The sequence below is a fragment of the Mesorhizobium sp. M1A.T.Ca.IN.004.03.1.1 genome, assembly GCF_003997555.1.
In the GTDB taxonomy this organism is placed as follows: domain Bacteria; phylum Pseudomonadota; class Alphaproteobacteria; order Rhizobiales; family Rhizobiaceae; genus Mesorhizobium.
On the sequence record NZ_RZTV01000005.1, the window covers coordinates 79,865 to 96,117 of the forward strand.

The 16,253-nt window shown below is 65.9% G+C and carries 15 protein-coding genes and 1 pseudogene; 2 read left to right on the top strand and 14 right to left on the bottom strand.

Features of this window, described 5'->3' with window-relative positions; genetic code table 11:
* Nucleotides 1–115: 115 nt before the first annotated feature.
* The 10 genes from EOD29_RS17355 to exbB form a co-directional block, all read right to left on the bottom strand.
* Entirely contained in the window at nt 116–1,921 is a 1,806-nt protein-coding gene (locus EOD29_RS17355; protein ID WP_127247305.1) for an ABC transporter ATP-binding protein, read from the bottom strand.
* A 151-nt stretch (nt 1,922–2,072) separates the two neighbouring features.
* Entirely contained in the window at nt 2,073–3,017 is a 945-nt protein-coding gene (locus EOD29_RS17360) for an acetamidase/formamidase family protein (RefSeq protein ID WP_127247306.1), read from the bottom strand.
* Nucleotides 3,007–4,650 carry an ABC transporter substrate-binding protein gene (locus EOD29_RS17365; RefSeq protein WP_127247307.1) on the bottom strand — a complete coding sequence of 548 codons (1,644 nt, stop codon included), beginning with the start codon at nt 4,648–4,650 and terminating at the stop codon, nt 3,007–3,009. The genes EOD29_RS17360 and EOD29_RS17365 overlap by 11 nt, the downstream gene beginning before the upstream one ends.
* 33 nt (nt 4,651–4,683) lie before the next feature.
* A complete protein-coding gene (locus EOD29_RS17370) occupies nt 4,684–5,604 on the bottom strand; it encodes an ABC transporter permease (RefSeq protein ID WP_067323079.1) in 921 nt (306 codons plus the stop codon).
* Nucleotides 5,601–6,467: an ABC transporter permease gene (locus EOD29_RS17375; RefSeq protein WP_206520477.1), complete on the bottom strand. Its 867-nt coding sequence runs from the start codon at nt 6,465–6,467 to the stop codon at nt 5,601–5,603. Before EOD29_RS17375 ends, EOD29_RS17370 begins: the two co-directional genes overlap by 4 nt.
* Before the next feature lie 19 nt (nt 6,468–6,486).
* The gene (locus EOD29_RS17380) at nt 6,487–7,089 is read right to left on the bottom strand and encodes an ANTAR domain-containing protein (RefSeq protein WP_066998217.1); all 603 of its coding nucleotides are present in this window, start codon (nt 7,087–7,089) and stop codon (nt 6,487–6,489) included.
* On the bottom strand, nt 7,086–8,180 hold the full coding sequence (locus tag EOD29_RS17385) for a transporter substrate-binding protein (RefSeq protein ID WP_127247309.1): 1,095 nt from the start codon (nt 8,178–8,180) through the stop codon (nt 7,086–7,088). The genes EOD29_RS17380 and EOD29_RS17385 overlap by 4 nt, the downstream gene beginning before the upstream one ends.
* A gap of 159 nt (nt 8,181–8,339) precedes the next feature.
* On the bottom strand, nt 8,340–9,317 hold the full coding sequence (locus EOD29_RS17390) for an energy transducer TonB (protein ID WP_127247310.1): 978 nt from the start codon (nt 9,315–9,317) through the stop codon (nt 8,340–8,342).
* Entirely contained in the window at nt 9,314–9,793 is a 480-nt protein-coding gene (gene exbD, locus EOD29_RS17395; protein ID WP_127247311.1) for a TonB system transport protein ExbD, read from the bottom strand. The genes EOD29_RS17390 and exbD overlap by 4 nt, the downstream gene beginning before the upstream one ends.
* Before the next feature lie 7 nt (nt 9,794–9,800).
* The gene (gene exbB / locus EOD29_RS17400) at nt 9,801–10,799 is read right to left on the bottom strand and encodes a tonB-system energizer ExbB (protein WP_245475362.1); all 999 of its coding nucleotides are present in this window, start codon (nt 10,797–10,799) and stop codon (nt 9,801–9,803) included.
* Between the two features lie 190 nt (nt 10,800–10,989).
* Here exbB and EOD29_RS17405 point away from each other — a divergent pair.
* A pseudogene (locus EOD29_RS17405) lies at nt 10,990–11,663 on the top strand (isochorismatase family cysteine hydrolase).
* A gap of 127 nt (nt 11,664–11,790) precedes the next feature.
* Here the strand turns inward: EOD29_RS17405 and EOD29_RS17410 are convergent.
* Nucleotides 11,791–12,822: an LLM class flavin-dependent oxidoreductase gene (locus tag EOD29_RS17410; protein ID WP_245475363.1), complete on the bottom strand. Its 1,032-nt coding sequence runs from the start codon at nt 12,820–12,822 to the stop codon at nt 11,791–11,793.
* A gap of 153 nt (nt 12,823–12,975) precedes the next feature.
* Entirely contained in the window at nt 12,976–13,125 is a 150-nt protein-coding gene (locus tag EOD29_RS17415) for a hypothetical protein (protein ID WP_082953811.1), read from the bottom strand.
* Nucleotides 13,126–13,405: 280 nt separating this feature from the next.
* Here EOD29_RS17415 and EOD29_RS17420 point away from each other — a divergent pair, with 280 nt between their 5' ends.
* The gene (locus tag EOD29_RS17420; protein WP_127247313.1) at nt 13,406–14,167 is read left to right on the top strand and encodes an SDR family oxidoreductase; all 762 of its coding nucleotides are present in this window, start codon (nt 13,406–13,408) and stop codon (nt 14,165–14,167) included.
* 61 nt (nt 14,168–14,228) lie between these two features.
* Here EOD29_RS17420 and EOD29_RS17425 read toward each other — a convergent pair whose 3' ends face one another.
* Entirely contained in the window at nt 14,229–15,173 is a 945-nt protein-coding gene (locus EOD29_RS17425) for an ABC transporter permease (RefSeq protein WP_127247314.1), read from the bottom strand.
* Complete coding sequence (locus EOD29_RS17430; protein ID WP_127247315.1) at nt 15,170–16,225, bottom strand: ABC transporter permease; 1,056 nt, start codon at nt 16,223–16,225, stop codon at nt 15,170–15,172. The genes EOD29_RS17425 and EOD29_RS17430 overlap by 4 nt, the downstream gene beginning before the upstream one ends.
* Nucleotides 16,226–16,253 lie beyond the last annotated feature (28 nt).

Below are 16,253 nucleotides of genomic sequence, written 5' to 3' on the forward strand. Positions count from 1 at the left end.
GGGTGAGTGGCGGCTTCAGGCTCTACCATCATTCGCGCACATTCCGAAACGGACAGATCGCCGCTCCCGAAAGCCAATCGAATGCCAGGCTGAATGCGGCAGGCCGTGGCCCTGATCAATCTCCGACGGCGGCGAAATGTCCGCCGCCGAAATCCTTGAGCACCAGTTTCGGCACGCTCTCCCCGATCCGCCGCGTCGAGCTTGGAATTTCGCGATCGAGACGGGCAAAGCGTGTCCGGCGCAATGACGGATCGGGAACAGGAACGGCCTCGATCAGCCGCCGCGTATAGGGATGGCGCGGATTGGAGAACACCTGGTCGCGACTGCCGATCTCGACGATCTGGCCGAGATACATGACGGCGACACGATCCGAGACGTTTTCGACCACCGCCATGTCGTGCGAGATGAACAGATAGGCGACGCCGAATTCGCGCTGCAGCTCCTTCAAGAGATCGAGCACGCGCGCTTGCACCGAAACGTCGAGCGCCGAAACGCTCTCGTCGGCGATGATCAGCTTCGGCCTCAGCGCCAGCGCCCGCGCGATGCAGATGCGTTGGCGTTGGCCGCCCGAGAATTCATGCGGATAAAGCTCCATCTGCTCAGACGAGAGACCGACCCGCTCGAACAGCGCTGCCACGCGCTCCCGCCGTTCTTCCTTCGAGCCGATGCCATGGATCAGCAGCGGCTCCGCCACCAGCTCGCCGACGCGCATGCGCGGGTCGAGCGAGGCATAAGGGTCCTGGAAGACCATCTGCACGTCTCGTCGCACCGCCTTGCGCTCGTCGCGCCCGAGGCGGGACAATTCGCGTCCGCCGATCGTCACGCCGCCGCTATAAGGAACGAGGCCGGCCAGCGCCTTGGCGGTGGTCGACTTGCCGCAGCCGGACTCGCCGACCAGCGCCAGCGTCTCGTTCGGCGCGATCGAGAAGCTAATGCCTTCGACGGCATGCACCCTTCGGTTGACGCGGCCGAAGAAGCCACCGCGCAGGTCGAAGCGGACATGCAGGTCTTTCACGACCGCCACCTTGTCTTGCATTGCCGCCACGTCGGACTCGCCGGAAGCCCGGCGCGCGCCGGAGCCGATGCGCGGAACGGCGGCAAGGAGCTCGCGCGTATACGCGGCTTGCGGCCTGGCAAAAATAGCCGATGTCGTCCCCTCTTCGACCATGCGGCCGTTGCGCATGACGATCACCCGATCGGCCATTTCGGCCACGACGCCCATGTCGTGGGTGATCAGGATCACGCTGGTGCCGTGCTGGCGCTGCAGGTCGCGCAGCAGTTCCAGCACCTCGCCCTGCACCGTCACGTCGAGCGCCGTCGTCGGCTCGTCGGCGATCAGCACGGCGGGTTCGAGCGCCAGCGCCATCGCGATCATCACCCGCTGGCGCATGCCGCCGGACAGCTCGTGCGGAAATTGTTTCAGCCGGCTTTCGGCCTCGGAGATGCGCACCGCCTTTAGCGCCGCGACCGCGCGCAGCTTGGCCTCCGTGTGGGATACACCGGTATGCGCCTCGATCGACTCGGTGAGCTGCCGGCCGATCGACAGCACCGGATTGAGCGAGGTCATCGGCTCCTGGAAGATCATGGCGATGCGGTCGCCACGAATGTCGCGCATGCGCCGTTCGTCGAGCACCGTCAGCTCGACGGCACTGCCATCCTTATCGCAAAGCCGGATCGTGCCGGCGGCGATGCGGCCGGCCGGCTGCGGCAGCAATTGCATGATTGCCAGCGCGGTCATCGACTTGCCGGAGCCGGACTCGCCGGCGATGCACAGCGTCTCGCCGCGTTTGAGAGACAGCGACAGGCCGGATACCACCTCGCGCTCGCCATCCTCGCCGCGCACGCTGACGCTGAGGCCGGCGATTTCCAGCACCGCCTCGCCGGCCAGCGCTGATGGAACTTCGCGAACGCTTTGCGTCATTGCTCTCCCCGAGCAAGTCGGAGCGCCGGTCCCCACCCGGACCTTTGGTCCGACCTCCCGACGAGGGGGAGGTAGGGCGCTGGCGTTTTACCCTCCCTCTTGTGGGGAGGGTCGCTGCGAAGCAGCGGGGCGGGGGTGGGGCGCCGACCTCTCATTCAAACACGCAGCGCGGGAAGTAGAACGACACCACCCAGTTCGGCATGTCGACGATCTCGCTGATCCTGAGATCGCCGCAGACCGAGACCAGCATATAGGCGTCAACCGGGTCGAGCTTGTATCGGCCGGCCAGCAGGTCGACCATCTGACTGACCGCCTGCTTGGCGCCGGTCATCAGGTCAGGCGCGATCCCGGTCGTCACCTCATAACCTTTGGCGTCGAGATGCCGCGTCACCGGGCCCGGCGTGGTGAAGCGCGGCGTCTTCAGCCGCGCGTCCTTCACGAGGTCGAGCTTGAGCACGACGTCCATCGGACTCTCGATCGCAGTGCCGCACACTTCGCCGTCGCCCTGCGCGGCATGCGTGTCGCCGACCGAAAACAGCGCGCCTGCCACTTCCACCGGCAGATAGAGAATGGTGCCGGCGGCAAGGTCCCTTATGTCGAGATTGCCGCCGACGCGCCGCGGCGGCACCACCGAATGGTGGCCCATCTCGCCCGGCGCGTTGCCGATCGTGCCGGCAAACGGCTTCAGCGGCACGCGGCCGTGTCTGCCGAACAGCGCCGGCTCGAGCGAGCCGGCGTCGTATTTCCAGATGTTGAGTGCCGGCTCCTTGAAGTCGTCGGCAAGCAGACCGAACCCCGGAATGTTCGCCGTCCAGCCGAAGCCGGACGGCTTGAACATTTCGATCGTCACCTTCAGCGCGTCGCCGGGCTCGGCGCCCTCGACGAAGATCGGCCCGGTCACCGGGTTGATCATGCCGAAATCGAGGCTGGCGATATCGCCGACGGTGCTGTCGGCCTTGAGCTGCCCGCCGGAGGAATCCAGGCACTGGAACTCGATTGTCGAGCCTGGCGCCACGCGCTCGGCCGGGGCAAAGGAATTGTCCCAGCCGAAGTGGTGATGGCGCCCGTGGATGGTGTAGTCGCAGTTACTGCACATCTTTCACATACACATTGTCGTAGTTGATCGGGATATGAACCGGGTCGACATAGAGATTGTCGGCGCCGCCCATGCGGGCCGACTTCAGCGTGAAGCGCTGCTCGTTGAAGACCGGCGCCCAGGGTGCGTCCTCCATGATCTTGTCGTAGATCGCGCTCCACATCTTCTCGCGATCCGCGGACTTTGCCGGATCGACGACCGAATCGGCTTCGGCCGCCTTGGCGTCGAGATCCTTGTTGCAGTACCACGCCCAATTCCAGCCGCCCGGCACCGCGCCGGCGCAGCCGAGGATCGGTCCGTAGAAGTTGGACGGATCCGGGAAATCGGCGATCCAGGCCATGCCGCCCGACCAGATCATCGGCGCGCCGGACTTGTCGCCGCCGGCGGCAATCACGTTGGCCTGGGCGAGCGATTGGATGCTGGCCTTGATGCCGATGGCAGCCAGGTCCTGCTGGATCGCCTGCGCGATACGCGGATTGGGGTCGGTGTTCATGGCGAACAACTGCGTTTCGAAGCCATCGGGGTGGCCGGCCTCGGCAAGCAGGGCCTTGGCCTTGGCGACGTCATAGGGATAGCCCTTGAATGCCTTGTCGTAACCGGGCATCGACGGTGGCAGCGGCTGATTGGCCGGCACCGCGCGGTTGTTGATCATCTGAACGATGCGGTCCTTGTTGATCGCCATGTTCACCGCCTGGCGCACCTTCACGTTGTCGAAGGGCGGCATGGTGGTGTTCATGGTGATGTAGCCGGTGTGCAATTGCCCGCCCACCACGACGCGGGCCTTCTGCTCCGGATCGTTCATCACCTCCTGGAACTTGGCCGGCGGAATGCCGTCGCCGGGCACGTCGATCTCGCCCTTCTGCAGGCGCAGCAGCGCCACGATCGGCTCCTGGCCGATCTCGAAGGTGATTTTGTCGAGATGCGGCAGGCCCTTGTGCCAGTAGTCGGGGTTGCGCTCGAAGACGATGCGCTGGCCGAGCGTCCATTCGGCAAGCTTGAAGGCGCCGGTGCCGACCGGATGCTTGCCGAAGTCGGCGCCGTATTTCTCGATCTCCTCCTTCGGCACCACATGCGAGAAATTGATCGCCATGACATGCAGGAAGGTGGCGTCCGGGCGGGTCAGCTCGAATTTGATCGTATAGGGATCGACCGCGGTGACGCCGGAGAGGCTGTTCGCTTTGCCGGCGGCGACCTCGTCATAGCCTTTGATCGAGCCGAAGAAGCCGGCGCCCGGGCTCTGCGTCTTCGGATTGGTGACGCGGTCGAGCGAGTATTTGACGTCGTCGGCCGTCATCTCCCGGCCATTGTGGAACTTCACGCCGTGGCGCAGCTTGAAGGTGAAGGTCTTGCCGTCCGGCGAGATCTCGTAGCTTTCGGCAAGGTCGGGCTTCAGCTTGGTGGTGCCGGGCTCATAGTCCATGAGGCCATCGAACAAGCTCTTGATCATCGACCAGTTCTGCCAGTCGTAGCCGATCGCCGGATCGAGCGTCGCGACATCGTCCTTGTAGGTGATGGTGATGGCGCCGCCCTGCTTGGCGTTAGGGTCGATCGCGTCGTCGGCGCGCGCGCTTGCCATGCCGAGCATCAGCGCAAGCGCCGAGGCCGCCACGGTGGATGCCAGAAATCGTCTCATGTCACTGTTCCCTTTCTCTGGTTGTTGCCTTGTTCATCTGAGTTTAATTCGGGGATCGATGAAGGGCGCGATGACGTCGGCCAGCAGGTTGCCGAGCACGATGGCGAAGGCCGAGACCAGGGTGACGCCCATGATGATCGGGATGTCGACGCGCTGGATGGCCTGCCAGGCGAGCTGGCCGATGCCGGGCCAGCCGAAGACGCTTTCGACCACCACGATGCCGCCCATGAAGACGCCGATGTCGATGCCGATCATGGCGACCACCGGCAGGATGGCGTTGGGCAGCGCATGGCGGAACAGGATGGCGCCGCGCGCCAGGCCCTTGGCGCGGGCGGTGCGCATATAGTCCTGGCGCAGAACGTCGATCATCGACGAGCGCATCATGCGCGCATACCAGCCGGCGCCGAGTATGCCCATGGTCAGCGAGGGCAGCACAAGATGACGCCAACTGCCGTAGCCGCCGATCGGGAACCAGCCGAGCCGGACGGCGAAGACATAGAGCAGGAGCAGGCCGACGACGAATTGCGGCGCCGAGACGCCGACGAAGGAGGCGACCATCAAGGTCTGATCGGTGGAGGTGCCGCGCTTGACGGCGGCGATCAGGCCCATGGTAAGGCCGATCGCGAGCTCGCACAGGATGGCGCCGACCATCAGAAGCAGGCTCGCCGGCAGCCGCGAGACGATGAGCTCGGTGACTTCCGAGCGCTGGATGTAGGAGCGGCCGAGATCGCCGCTGAGCAGCCTTGTGAGATAGTGCCAGTACTGGACGATGAAGGGCTGGTCGAGGCCGAGCTGCCTGCGGATGTTTTCAACCGTGTCGGGCGTCGCGCTGCGGCCGGCGATCTGGCGCACTGGATCAGCCGGCAGCAGATAGAGCAGCGCGAAGGTGATCAGCGAGACGCCGAGCAGGATGAGCAGCGACTGGATGAGACGTCGGCCGAGATAGGCGATCATGCCCGCCCCCTCTGCGTCGGGTCGAGGATGTCGCGCAGCGCGTCGCCGATCAGGTTGAAGGCAAGCGCAAGCGCCAGGATCGCGGCGCCGGGGAAGAACACCAGCCAGGGCGCCGCCTGGAAATAGGTCTGGTTCTCGAAAATGATGTTGCCCCAGGAGGCCGTCGGCGGCTGCACGCCGATGCCGAGATAGCTGAGCGTGGCTTCGAGCAGCACCGTGGTCGAGATGCCGAGCGTGCCCCAGACGATGATGGTCGGCAGCAGATGCGGCAGGATATGGCGCAACAGGATGCGCGGCGCGCTCGCCCCTATCGTGCGCTCGGCATCGATGAACTCGCGCTCCGACAGCGACGAGGTTTCGGTGTAGATGACGCGCGCGGTCTGCACCCAGTTGACCAGCGCGATCACCATGGCAACGATCCAAAGGCTCGGCTCGAACACCGCCGCCAGGCAGATGGCGAGAAGCAGTGCCGGGAAGGCCATCATCAGGTCGGTGAAGCGCATCAGCGCGCTGCCGATCCAGCCGCGGAAATAACCGGCCGTGACGCCGACCAGCGTACCGATCAGAAGCGCCACGCCGTTGGCGACGATGCCGATGATCAGCGAGGTGCGGGCGCCGAACAGGATGCGGGTCAACAGGTCGCGGCCGAGCAGGTCGGTGCCCAGCCAGAACTTGGCGTTCGGCGGCAAGGGTGAACCTTCCAGCGTCAGTCCGTCGAACATCTGCTCGTTGGGATGGTAGCCGGTCAGCCACGGCGCCAGGATGGCGCCAGCAAGCACGATGGCGACGATGAAGAGTCCGAGCAGCGCCAGCGGCCGCTTGAGCAGCCGGCGCCAGACGCCGGCGCGCGGCTTGACCGGCATTTGGCCCGGCGCCGGGAGATCAGGCGCGATGGGATTGGTCACCGCCATCCTCGTTTTCCGTCATCGCCACGATCCGCCGGGCCGCTTCCTCGACGCTGATCTGCCAGCTCATCGCCAGCGACCGCAACTGCGCATAGGCGCGATCGTCGTCGCTGCCTTTCGACAGCGCCGCGACCGCGCGCACGATGGTCTGGCGCTCGCCGACGCGCTGGCGCAGCGACGCGATCTCGTCGGCCAGCCGTTTCCCCGCCTCGAAGCTTTGCCGGGCGATCAGCAGCGCGCTGTACACGCCCGCATTGCCGACCGGTTTCAACAATTGCGCGTCGGCTTTTTGCGACAGCGCCCATTCGATGCGGCCCGGCGCTTCCGAACCGATCAGCGCCACCAGGGGCATCGGCGCCTCGCCCGGCTGCCACGGGAACTGCTCGTCGAAGCCGAGATCGGCGTCGAAGAAGACGAAATCCGCGGCAAGCGCCTCTGCCGGCAATTGCGGCCAGCATTCGACCGCCTCAAGGCCGATCGCCGACAGCTGCCTGGTGATCGCCTGCACCGTCGCGTGCGGGCGATGCAGCACGAAAGCCCGCGCGCCGCCAAGATTGGGGATGCGTGCGGACCGGCTCACGACACCACCCTGAGCCGCGGATGGCCGAAGGTCTTCGCCGGGTCGTAACGCGACAGATAGGGATCGGGCGCCACCTCTTCCTCGCGGCTGACGACCTCGAAAAATCCATCGGCTATGCGCCCGATGATCACCGGCAGGGTTGCATGCTGCGTGTGCGGATCGATTGCGATAGGCCCCAGGCGCGTCGTGAAGCGGCGCCCGGCGAAGGCTTTTGAGAACGCCGCCGGGCCGGCGTCGGGATCGCCGGAGAGCACGTCCGCCATCACTTGCACCGATGCATAGGCGGACGCCTCGAAGGACGAGGCGAAGGCAGCCGGGCGCGGCGCGAAATAGGGTCCGGCCGACAAATGGCCCCTGCCCGTTTCGCCGATCGCCGGCAACTCGCCCTCGGTGAGATTGCAGGATATGACCGGGCAGGCATCGGCCTTGAAGGCCGCATTCTCGCGTCCCAAGTCGCGATATGCCGCCAGGAAGGCATAGGACGAGGTGCCGATGAGGTTGTTGAGGATGAAATTCGGCCGCGTGGCGCGGATTTCATCGATCAGGCGCGAAACGTCGGTTTCGCCGATGCGCAGGTAGCGCTCGCCGAGCACCTTGCCCGCAGCGTCGGCGATCAGGTCGCGCGCGACGCGGTTCATCTCCCAGCCCCAGATATAGTTCGAGCCGAGCAGGAAGCCGTTGGCGCCGAAACGCGGCGCGACATGAGCCATCAGCGGAACCAGATGCTGGTTCGGGCAGGCATGCATGTAGACGACATGCTCGTTGGCCTCGAACCCCTCATAGGGGCAGGCATACCAGAGCATGCCGCCCGCCTTCTCCAGCACAGGGATCGTCTCCTTGCGGCTCCAGGAGGTAATGCAGCCGATCACGTGGCGGGCGCTGCTGGTCCGGAAGATATCCTCGCAAAGCGTGGCGTAGCGGTCGGCATTGCTTTGCGGATCGCGTTCGACCGGCACCAGCTCGATCTCGCAGCTTCGGTCGGCATTGATGTCGGCGATCGCCCGCATCGCGCCCGTACGGCACGCGTCCGAGACGAGCTGGTAGCTGCCGGATCGCGAATAGAGGACGCCGATCTCGATACGCCGTTTCAAGCAATGCCCCAAAAATGAAAAAGCCCCGCAGCCGCCGCCGACAGGCGAGGCATACGAGGCATTCTTGCCGTCCGGCGACCGAGGCCGATATGTTCGCAGCTACCCTATTCCCTACCGCCCGCCAGTCAAGCCTCAAAGTTGCATGGCGCGGCGGGGCATCTAATCGCGCAGGCTGAAGACGAAAGGCGCGGTGCGGGTGACGTGGGCGCCGAGTTCGGCCGGCGGCGCCGGCACCGACGCGCCCTGCAACACGCCGAGCGCGGCGCGATCGAGATCCGGATCGCCCGAGGATTGCGCCAGCCGGGCAGAGACCACCCTGCCGGAGACGTCTACCGTGAAGGTTACAGTAGGCGTGCCCTCGACGCGCCTGGAGCGCGCCGCGCTCGGATAGCGGGTATGCCGCCTGATCCATGCCGCCAAGTTGGAATTCCAGCGCGACGGGCTGACGCTCGATCGCGACACCGAGTCGGAGGATTGCGGCGCGGCGGCCTTCGCGCCTGCGTTGGCATCGATGCCGGCCATCGTCACGGCCTTTGGCGGCGCGGCCTTTGCCCTTTTCCTCTGGTTCGGCTTTTCGGCCGGCTTCTTTTCCACTTTTTTCCTCGCCTCGACGGGCTGGCTTGCCTTCGGCTGCGCCTCGAAAGGCTTTGGCTGCGGCAGCGGAACGACGACGTCGGGAGTAGCTGTCTCGACAGGGTCGGGCACGACCTCGTCCAGCGGCGGCCGCTCGCTGAGCGCAGCTGCTGTCTCCGCCGGTTCGGCCTCCGCCGCCTTGTCGGAAACGACCGGCGGCTCGGCGACCGGCTCGACCCTTTTCACGACCGGCGCCGGATCGGTCACCGGTTTCACTTCGGCGGGCTTTTCCGTCTCCTCCGCCGCATCTGGCTGGTCCGGCGCGACCGTGTCCAGCATGGCCGCCTCTTCCGGCACGGCAGGCGTCGTCGGCAGCGGCGCCATTTCGACAGCCAGCGCCGGCGGCGGGCCGCCGTCCGGCACCTCGGTAAAGCTCAGATTCTGCACCGCATAAGCGACCGCGACATGCGCGGCGAAAATAACCGTGGCCGCGCTTGCCCACAGACCGGCTTCGCGGAAGCCGAAGCGTGGCTGGGTGGACAAGGCGGCGATCGCTTGCGTCATTGCGCCGCGCTTCCGCTTGTCGCCGGCGCGGAGGTGGCGGCCGCAGCCCCGGTGCCGGACGCCGTCTCCAGCCCGACCAGCGCGATCTTGAGGTAGCCCGCAGCGCGCAGCAGGTTCATTACCTCCATCAGCTCGCCATAGCCCACCGTCTCGTCGGCGCGCAGGAAGATGCGGGTCTGCTTGTCGCCCTTGGTGCGGCTGTGGAGCACGGTGGCGAAGCTCGGTCGCGGCACAGCCTCATTGCCGATCGCCAGAGAAAGATCGCTTTTCAGCGTCAGGAACAGCGGTGTCTCCGGCCGTGGCGCCGGCGTCGCCGTCGACCCGGGCAGGTCGACATTGACGTCGACGGTCGCAAGCGGAGCCGCGATCATGAAGATGATCAAAAGCACCAGGATGACGTCGATGAACGGGGTGACGTTGATCTCGTGGCTTTCCTCGAGATCGTCGCCGGCCGTCTCGCGAATCCGCGCCGCCATTGGCCGCTCACTCCGCTGCCAACGCGGTTGCCGGCGGCACCGTGCGAAAATCGAGGTCGCGGCTGACCAGCCGCTCGACGCCTGCCGAGGCGTCGGCGAGGATCTGCCTGTAGCCGGCTATCGATCGCGCGAAGACGTTGTAGATCACCACCGCCGGGATCGCAGCCACCAGACCCATTGCCGTGGCGAGCAGGGCTTCGGCGATGCCCGGCGCCACCACCGCAAGATTGGTGGTCTGCGCCTGCGAGATGCCGATGAAGGCATTCATGATGCCCCAGACGGTGCCGAACAGGCCGACGAAGGGCGCCGTGGAGCCGATGGTGGCGAGCAGGCCGATGCCGCGCGACATGCGCCGGGACGCTGCCGCCTCGATGCGCGACAGCCGCGAGGTGACGCGCTCCTTCAGGCCGTCGCCCGAGATGTGATCCAACGCGCCGGCCGAGAGCGCGCGCTCTTCCTCCGCCGCCCGCACCAGCAGCGCGCCCGGGCCGCCGCTGTGGCCGAGCGCGCGGCCGGCCTGCATCAGCGTCGCGGCATTGCCGATCGCGTTCGCCGCGCGCCGCGCCTTGAGCTTGCCGCCGAGGATCTCCAGCGACTTGGCGAGCCAGATCGTCCAGGTGACCAGAGAAGCGAGAGCAAGTCCGACCATCACCGCCTTCACCACGATGTCGGCATTCATGAACATGCCCCAGGGCGACAGGTCATGCGGCAGCGTCAGCGCAATGGCGGAAGTCTCTTCGCCCCCGGCAGTGCCCGGCGCCGGCTGAACGCGCGGTTCGGTCGGTGCGGCAGCGGTTGGTGCCTCCGTCGCCGGGGGCTGTGCCGCGGCCGGGGCCTGAGCTGCCTGCACGGCTGCCGGAGCTGTTATGGGCTGCTGAGCGGGCGCTTGTGCGGCCGGTGCCGCGGGTGCCGGCTGCTCCTGCGCCAGCGCGACGTCGGGAAGAAAGGAGCCGGCCGCAAGAATGGCGAACGCGGCCAGCACCACAAAAAGACTGTTCCGGGACAAGGCTAGTCCTCGCTTCATCATTGCACGCCAATGCCGTCTGACTAGAAAACATGAGTTAGCGAGTCAACTATTAAGATGTCCATCACCATCAAATATCCGGGTCGCGCGCCGGTAGCCGGGGACGCCGTGAGGTCTGGACTGCGACGCCGTCGCTGGGCCACCATGTCAGCCACAACCGAGGCAGCAGGCGATGATCAGGGCGACCCCGCTCGACTTCCCCTATGACGGAAGGCTGGTGCCGCAAGACACCGCCCTGCTCGTGATCGACCTGCAGGAGGATTTCCTGTCGCCGACAGGCTATTTCGCCAGGAAAGGCTATGACCCTTCGCCGCTGCGGGCCATTCTGCCGACGGTGAATCGGCTGATTGCGGCCGCGCGCGCCGCCGGCCTCGCAATCGTCCATACGAGGCAAGGCTACCGCGCCGACATGGCCGATATGACGGCTTACGAAAAATGGCGCCGCAAGCGGGCGGGACTGGACGGCACCGATATCCTGCTGCGCTCCAGCCAGGCTTCCAGATCGTCGCCGACATAGAAGTCAGGCCCGAGGACATCATTGTCGACAAGACCTGTAACGGCGCCTTCACCTATACGGATCTGGAACTGGTGCTGAGGGCGCGCGGCATCACCCATCTGATGTTCACCGGCTGCACGACCGATGTCTGCGTTCACACGACGCTGCGCGAGGCCTGCGACCGCAATTTCCAATGCCTGACGATTGCGGACGCCTGCGCCAGCGGCGACGGCCGGGCGCACGAAGCCGCGCTGCATATGGTGACGGTCGAGGACGGCGTCTTCGGCGCGCTGGCGAGCTCGGAGGCGGTCATCGCCGCGCTGTCGCGGATCGCAGAAGAACGGGATTGATATCGGGATTTCGGGATCACAAGAATCCATCGGTCACAAATCTTTTTGCGTGCACCGTTCCGTTGCCGGCGACGCTTTCGTCTTCACGGTTAGCCGCCGCCGCCAGGACAGACGGAGCCAAGCCATGTCAACCGCAGTGACCTTGATCAATGTCTTCACTATGTCCCGTCTTGATGAAACCGGCAGCCGCAGCGGCCGGTCTCACCGCCATCCGCGATTTCACCGAAGGTGTGCCCCGATGAACGAGCGCGACGCGAACGTTCCTGGCGCCAGGGTGTCGGCGTCGCACCGCGCCAGCGAATTTCGCGATCAGCGTGACCGTCTCGCGGCCGATCCGCGCGATCTCGCTGGGACGGTCGATACCGCCGATCATGAATTCCTCGATGCCTAGCGCGGCATAGGGCAACAGCGAGAGCGCAAGCCGCGCCGGCGGCCCCGCGACCTCGACCGCCTTGTGGTCGGAGGCGCCGGACCAGCCTTCGGGGCGAATGCGGACGGGAAGCGCGAAGCGCAATCTGCCGGCGCGGCCGTGCTCGGCTGCAGCGCCGCGCACACGCTGCATCAGCTGCGCGACTTCGTCCGGCGAGCCGGCCGCCAGCTCGAATATATCGGCATGCCGGCCGGCGACCTTCAGCGCGGTGCCGGACTGGCCGCCGAGCCGGATGGTGAGGTCGCCGCCATGCGGGCCCTTGCGCGGCACGTAACCGCCTTTGACGCTGTAGAAGGCGCCTTCATGGTCGAAGGGCTCGTCGTTCGACCACAGCCGCTTCAGCAGCACAAGATATTCGTCGATGCGCTGCCACACCACGCTGTGGCCGACCGGCCGCGCCTCGGCATCACTGTCCTGGAGCGGCTCGCTCAGCATCCTGAGCGACAGGCGGCCGCCGCCTCTCAAGTCGAGCGCCGCGAGCTGCCTTGCCGCCACGGTCGGCTCGACCACGCCGGCCCAGTGCGTCAGCACCACTTCCAGCGCCGGGGTGCGGTCGAGCGTCTGCGCGGCGATGTCCATGTTGGCGAGCAGGCCGGCCGGATCGTCGATCACCAGCTTGCGGAACCCCACATCCTCGATCAGCGACAGCTTGGTCGCCGTCTCGGCGAAATCGTAGAAGAAGCTGCCATTCGCAGGCTTACCGGGAACATGCGTGAACTCGATCGGCATTGCCATCTCCTCCGTCACGTTGGCTTGCCCCGCTCCACCTCGAACAATCCAATGCGCGCAGGCGCGCCGACGCGCCCTGGCGCTCGGCCAGTTATCTTCTCCGGTTACTCCAACTCAGATTTTTGGACGGCGGGGCCGTAGGCCCCGGCTCTGTCAGGGGATGATCCCAAGCACCACCGCGCCGGTGAACACGAATGCCAGCGCGAAAACGAGATAGGCGAAGGTTCCGCCATAGGCGGGCCTCCAGCTCTGGTCGGCGGTCAGCCTCTGGCCCTTGCGCTGAGCATTCTGCATGTAGGTCATGGTCGAACCTCCGTCTCGGCCATTAATCTATAAAGATAGTAGACTTTGTCGAGTGCTATTTTTCGCCGGTTTTTGGAAGGACGTCCTCGGAAACGGCAACTTGAGGGGCGTTTATTCTCAGCCGAGATCGAAAGAGTGCGGGGATGCGCCACCGGAGGATCCGACAAAATGCCTGTAGCTCCGGCTTTTTCGGCGGCAAACGGCCTCGTTCAAGCGCTTGGCTACTCGGTACGCGAGGGGATAGCATCAAAATAGTCTCACAGGACTCAGGGAGAAAAACATGGGTGGAAGGCTGGCGGGCAAGGTCGCCATCATCTCGGGTGGCGCGACGGGCATGGGTGGAGCGGCTTCCGAGCTGTTTGCCGCCGAAGGCGCCAAGGTTGCGATCATCGACCGCAATGGCGAGGCCGCCGGCAAGACCGCCGCGGCGATCCGCGCGCGCGGCCATGTCGCCGAGCATTTCGTAGCCGACGTTTCCGACGAGGCGCAGGTCGAGGCGGCGGCGAAGGCGGCCGCGGAAAAATTCGGGCTGGTGACCGTGCTGTTCAACCACGCCGGCACCATTGTGATTAAACCCTTCTTGGAGACGACTCTGCAGGAATGGGACTGGCTGCACGCCGTCAATGTGCGTTCGATGTTCCTGATGACGCGCGCGGTGCTGCCGGGCATGATCGCCGCCGGCGGCGGCTCGATCGTCTGCACCTCGTCGATCTCGGCGGTGGCGGCGACGCCGAACGAAGTGCTCTATGACACCACTAAAGGCGCCTGCCACATGTTCGCGCGTGCCATCGCGGTGGAGTTCCGCGATCGCAACATCCGCTGCAATGCCATCTGTCCCGGCTTCATCCGCACGCCGCACGGAATGCGCGAGGTCGCCGACCTCGGCAAGCTCGGCGTCGATGTTTCCGATGCCGCCATGGCCGCGCAACAGGGCCGCATCGGCGAGCCGGAGGAAGTGGCCAAGGCGGCGCTGTTCCTGGCGAGCGACGAATCGAGCTTCGGCGCGCATCTCTTCGTCGACAACGCCTTCACGGCGATCTGAGGCGTCCCAAGCTTGGCGCCCTTCCTCTACCCCGGCGATCGGGGGAGAGGAAAGAATCTACCTACCGTTCCTCGCGTCGAAACGGCTTCAGCAGCGCCGAAGGCGCGACCGCGTTGCGCGAAATGAAGGCCATGGCGACGATGGTGAAGATGAAGGGCAGCATCAGGAAGGCTTCGTAAGGGATGTGCCCGAGGCCGCTGGCCTGCATCCTGAGCTGCAGCGCGTCGACGAAGGCAAAGAGCAATGCCGCGCCCGCCGAACGCCACGGGTCCCAGCGGCCGAACACCACCAGCGCGATCGCCACCCAGCCGCGCCCCGACACCACGCCGAAGGTGAAGGCGTTGAACTGCGCCATGGTGAGGAAGGCGCCGGCGAGCCCCATCAGCGCGCCGCCGAGGATCACCGCCTGGAAGCGCGTGGCGATCACGCTGACGCCGGCGGAATCCGCCGCGCGCGGGTTTTCGCCGACCATGCGCACCGACAGCCCCCAGGGCGTGTGGTAGAGCACGAAGGCGGCAAACGGAACGGCGATGATCGCGAGATAAACCAGTGTGAACTGGTTGAACACCGCCGGACCCAGGATCGGAATTTCCGACAGCAGGGGGATCGGCGCCGGCTGAAAGCCCTTGATGCTGGGCGGCACCGATTGCTGGCCGAAGATCAGCCGGTAGAGGAAATAGGCGAGCCCAGAGCAGAACAGCGTCACGCCGATGCCGCAGACATGCTGGCTGAGGCCCAAGACCACCGTGAACAGCCCATGCACCGCGCCCATCGCCGCCCCGACAAGCACGGCCACCAGCACGCCCAGCCACAGGCTGCCGCTCAGGCTGGCGGCGGTGAAGCCGGCCATGGCCGCCAACAGCATGATGCCTTCGATGCCCAAATTGAGCACGCCGGCCCGCTCGGAAAACATTTCGCCTAGCGTGGCGAAGGCGAGCGGTGTGGCGATGCGGATGATGGCTGCGAGAAAGCCGACCTGAAAAATCTGCTCGAACACCGCGCTCATGCGGGCGCCCCCACGCGGCGGATGCGATAGGCGGTGAAGAGCAGCGCCACCAGCATCGCAAGCAGCGCTGTACCCTGGATGACCTCACTGAGGAAGGCCGGCACGCCGGTCGCGCGCGACATCGCCTCGGCGCCGGTCATGACCGCGGCAAGGAAGATCGCGGCCGGCACGACGCCGAGCGGATTGAGCCTGGCGAGCATCGCGACGACGATGCCGGAATAGCCGTAGCCCGGCGAGATGTCGCTCATCACCTGGAAATGGACGCCACCAACCTCGCCGACGCCGGCCAGTCCGGCCAGCGCGCCGGAAAGCAGCGCGGTGGAGAGCAGCACGCGCTGGGTATTGATGCCGCCATAGCGGGCCGCCTCCGCATTCTCGCCGGTGACGCGGATGCGGAAGCCGAGCGTGGTGCGCGCGATCAGGAACCAGCAAACGGGCGCTGCGATCAGCGCCACGACGACGCCGATATGCAGCCTTGTGCCTTCGATCAGCACCGGGAAATTGGCGGAATCCTCGATTGGCGGCGAGATCGGATAACCGGAAAAGGTGTCCTTCCACGGCCCCTCGATCAGCGCCATCAGCGCGTAATAGATGACCGAGTTGAGCAGCAGCGAGCTGACCACGTCGTCGACCTTGAATTTGACGCGCAACGTCGCCGGCACCAGCGCGACGAGGGCGCCGGCCGCCGCGCCGGCCAGCGCCATCAGCAGGATGGCGAGCGGTCCTGGCATCGGGATGGCGCCTACGGCACAACTCGCAACCGCGCCGGCCAGCAGCTGGCCTTCGGCCCCGATGTTCCAGAATTTGGCGCGGAAGGCGATCGCCACCGCAAGGCCGGTGAAGATCATCGGCGCGGCGCGCACCAGCGTCTCGGTGATTGCGTAGCTGTCGCCGAGCGAGGCCGAGAGCATCACGCCATAGGCTTCGATGACACCGGCGCCGGCGACGGCGATGAGACCGCTGCACAAAACCAGCGCGACGGCGATGGCGAGTAGCGGTAGTGCGAGATTGAACCAGGCCGGCGTCGAGCTGCGGACTTCGAGACGGAACATCAGGCGTGCTCCCGAGGCAATTCCATAG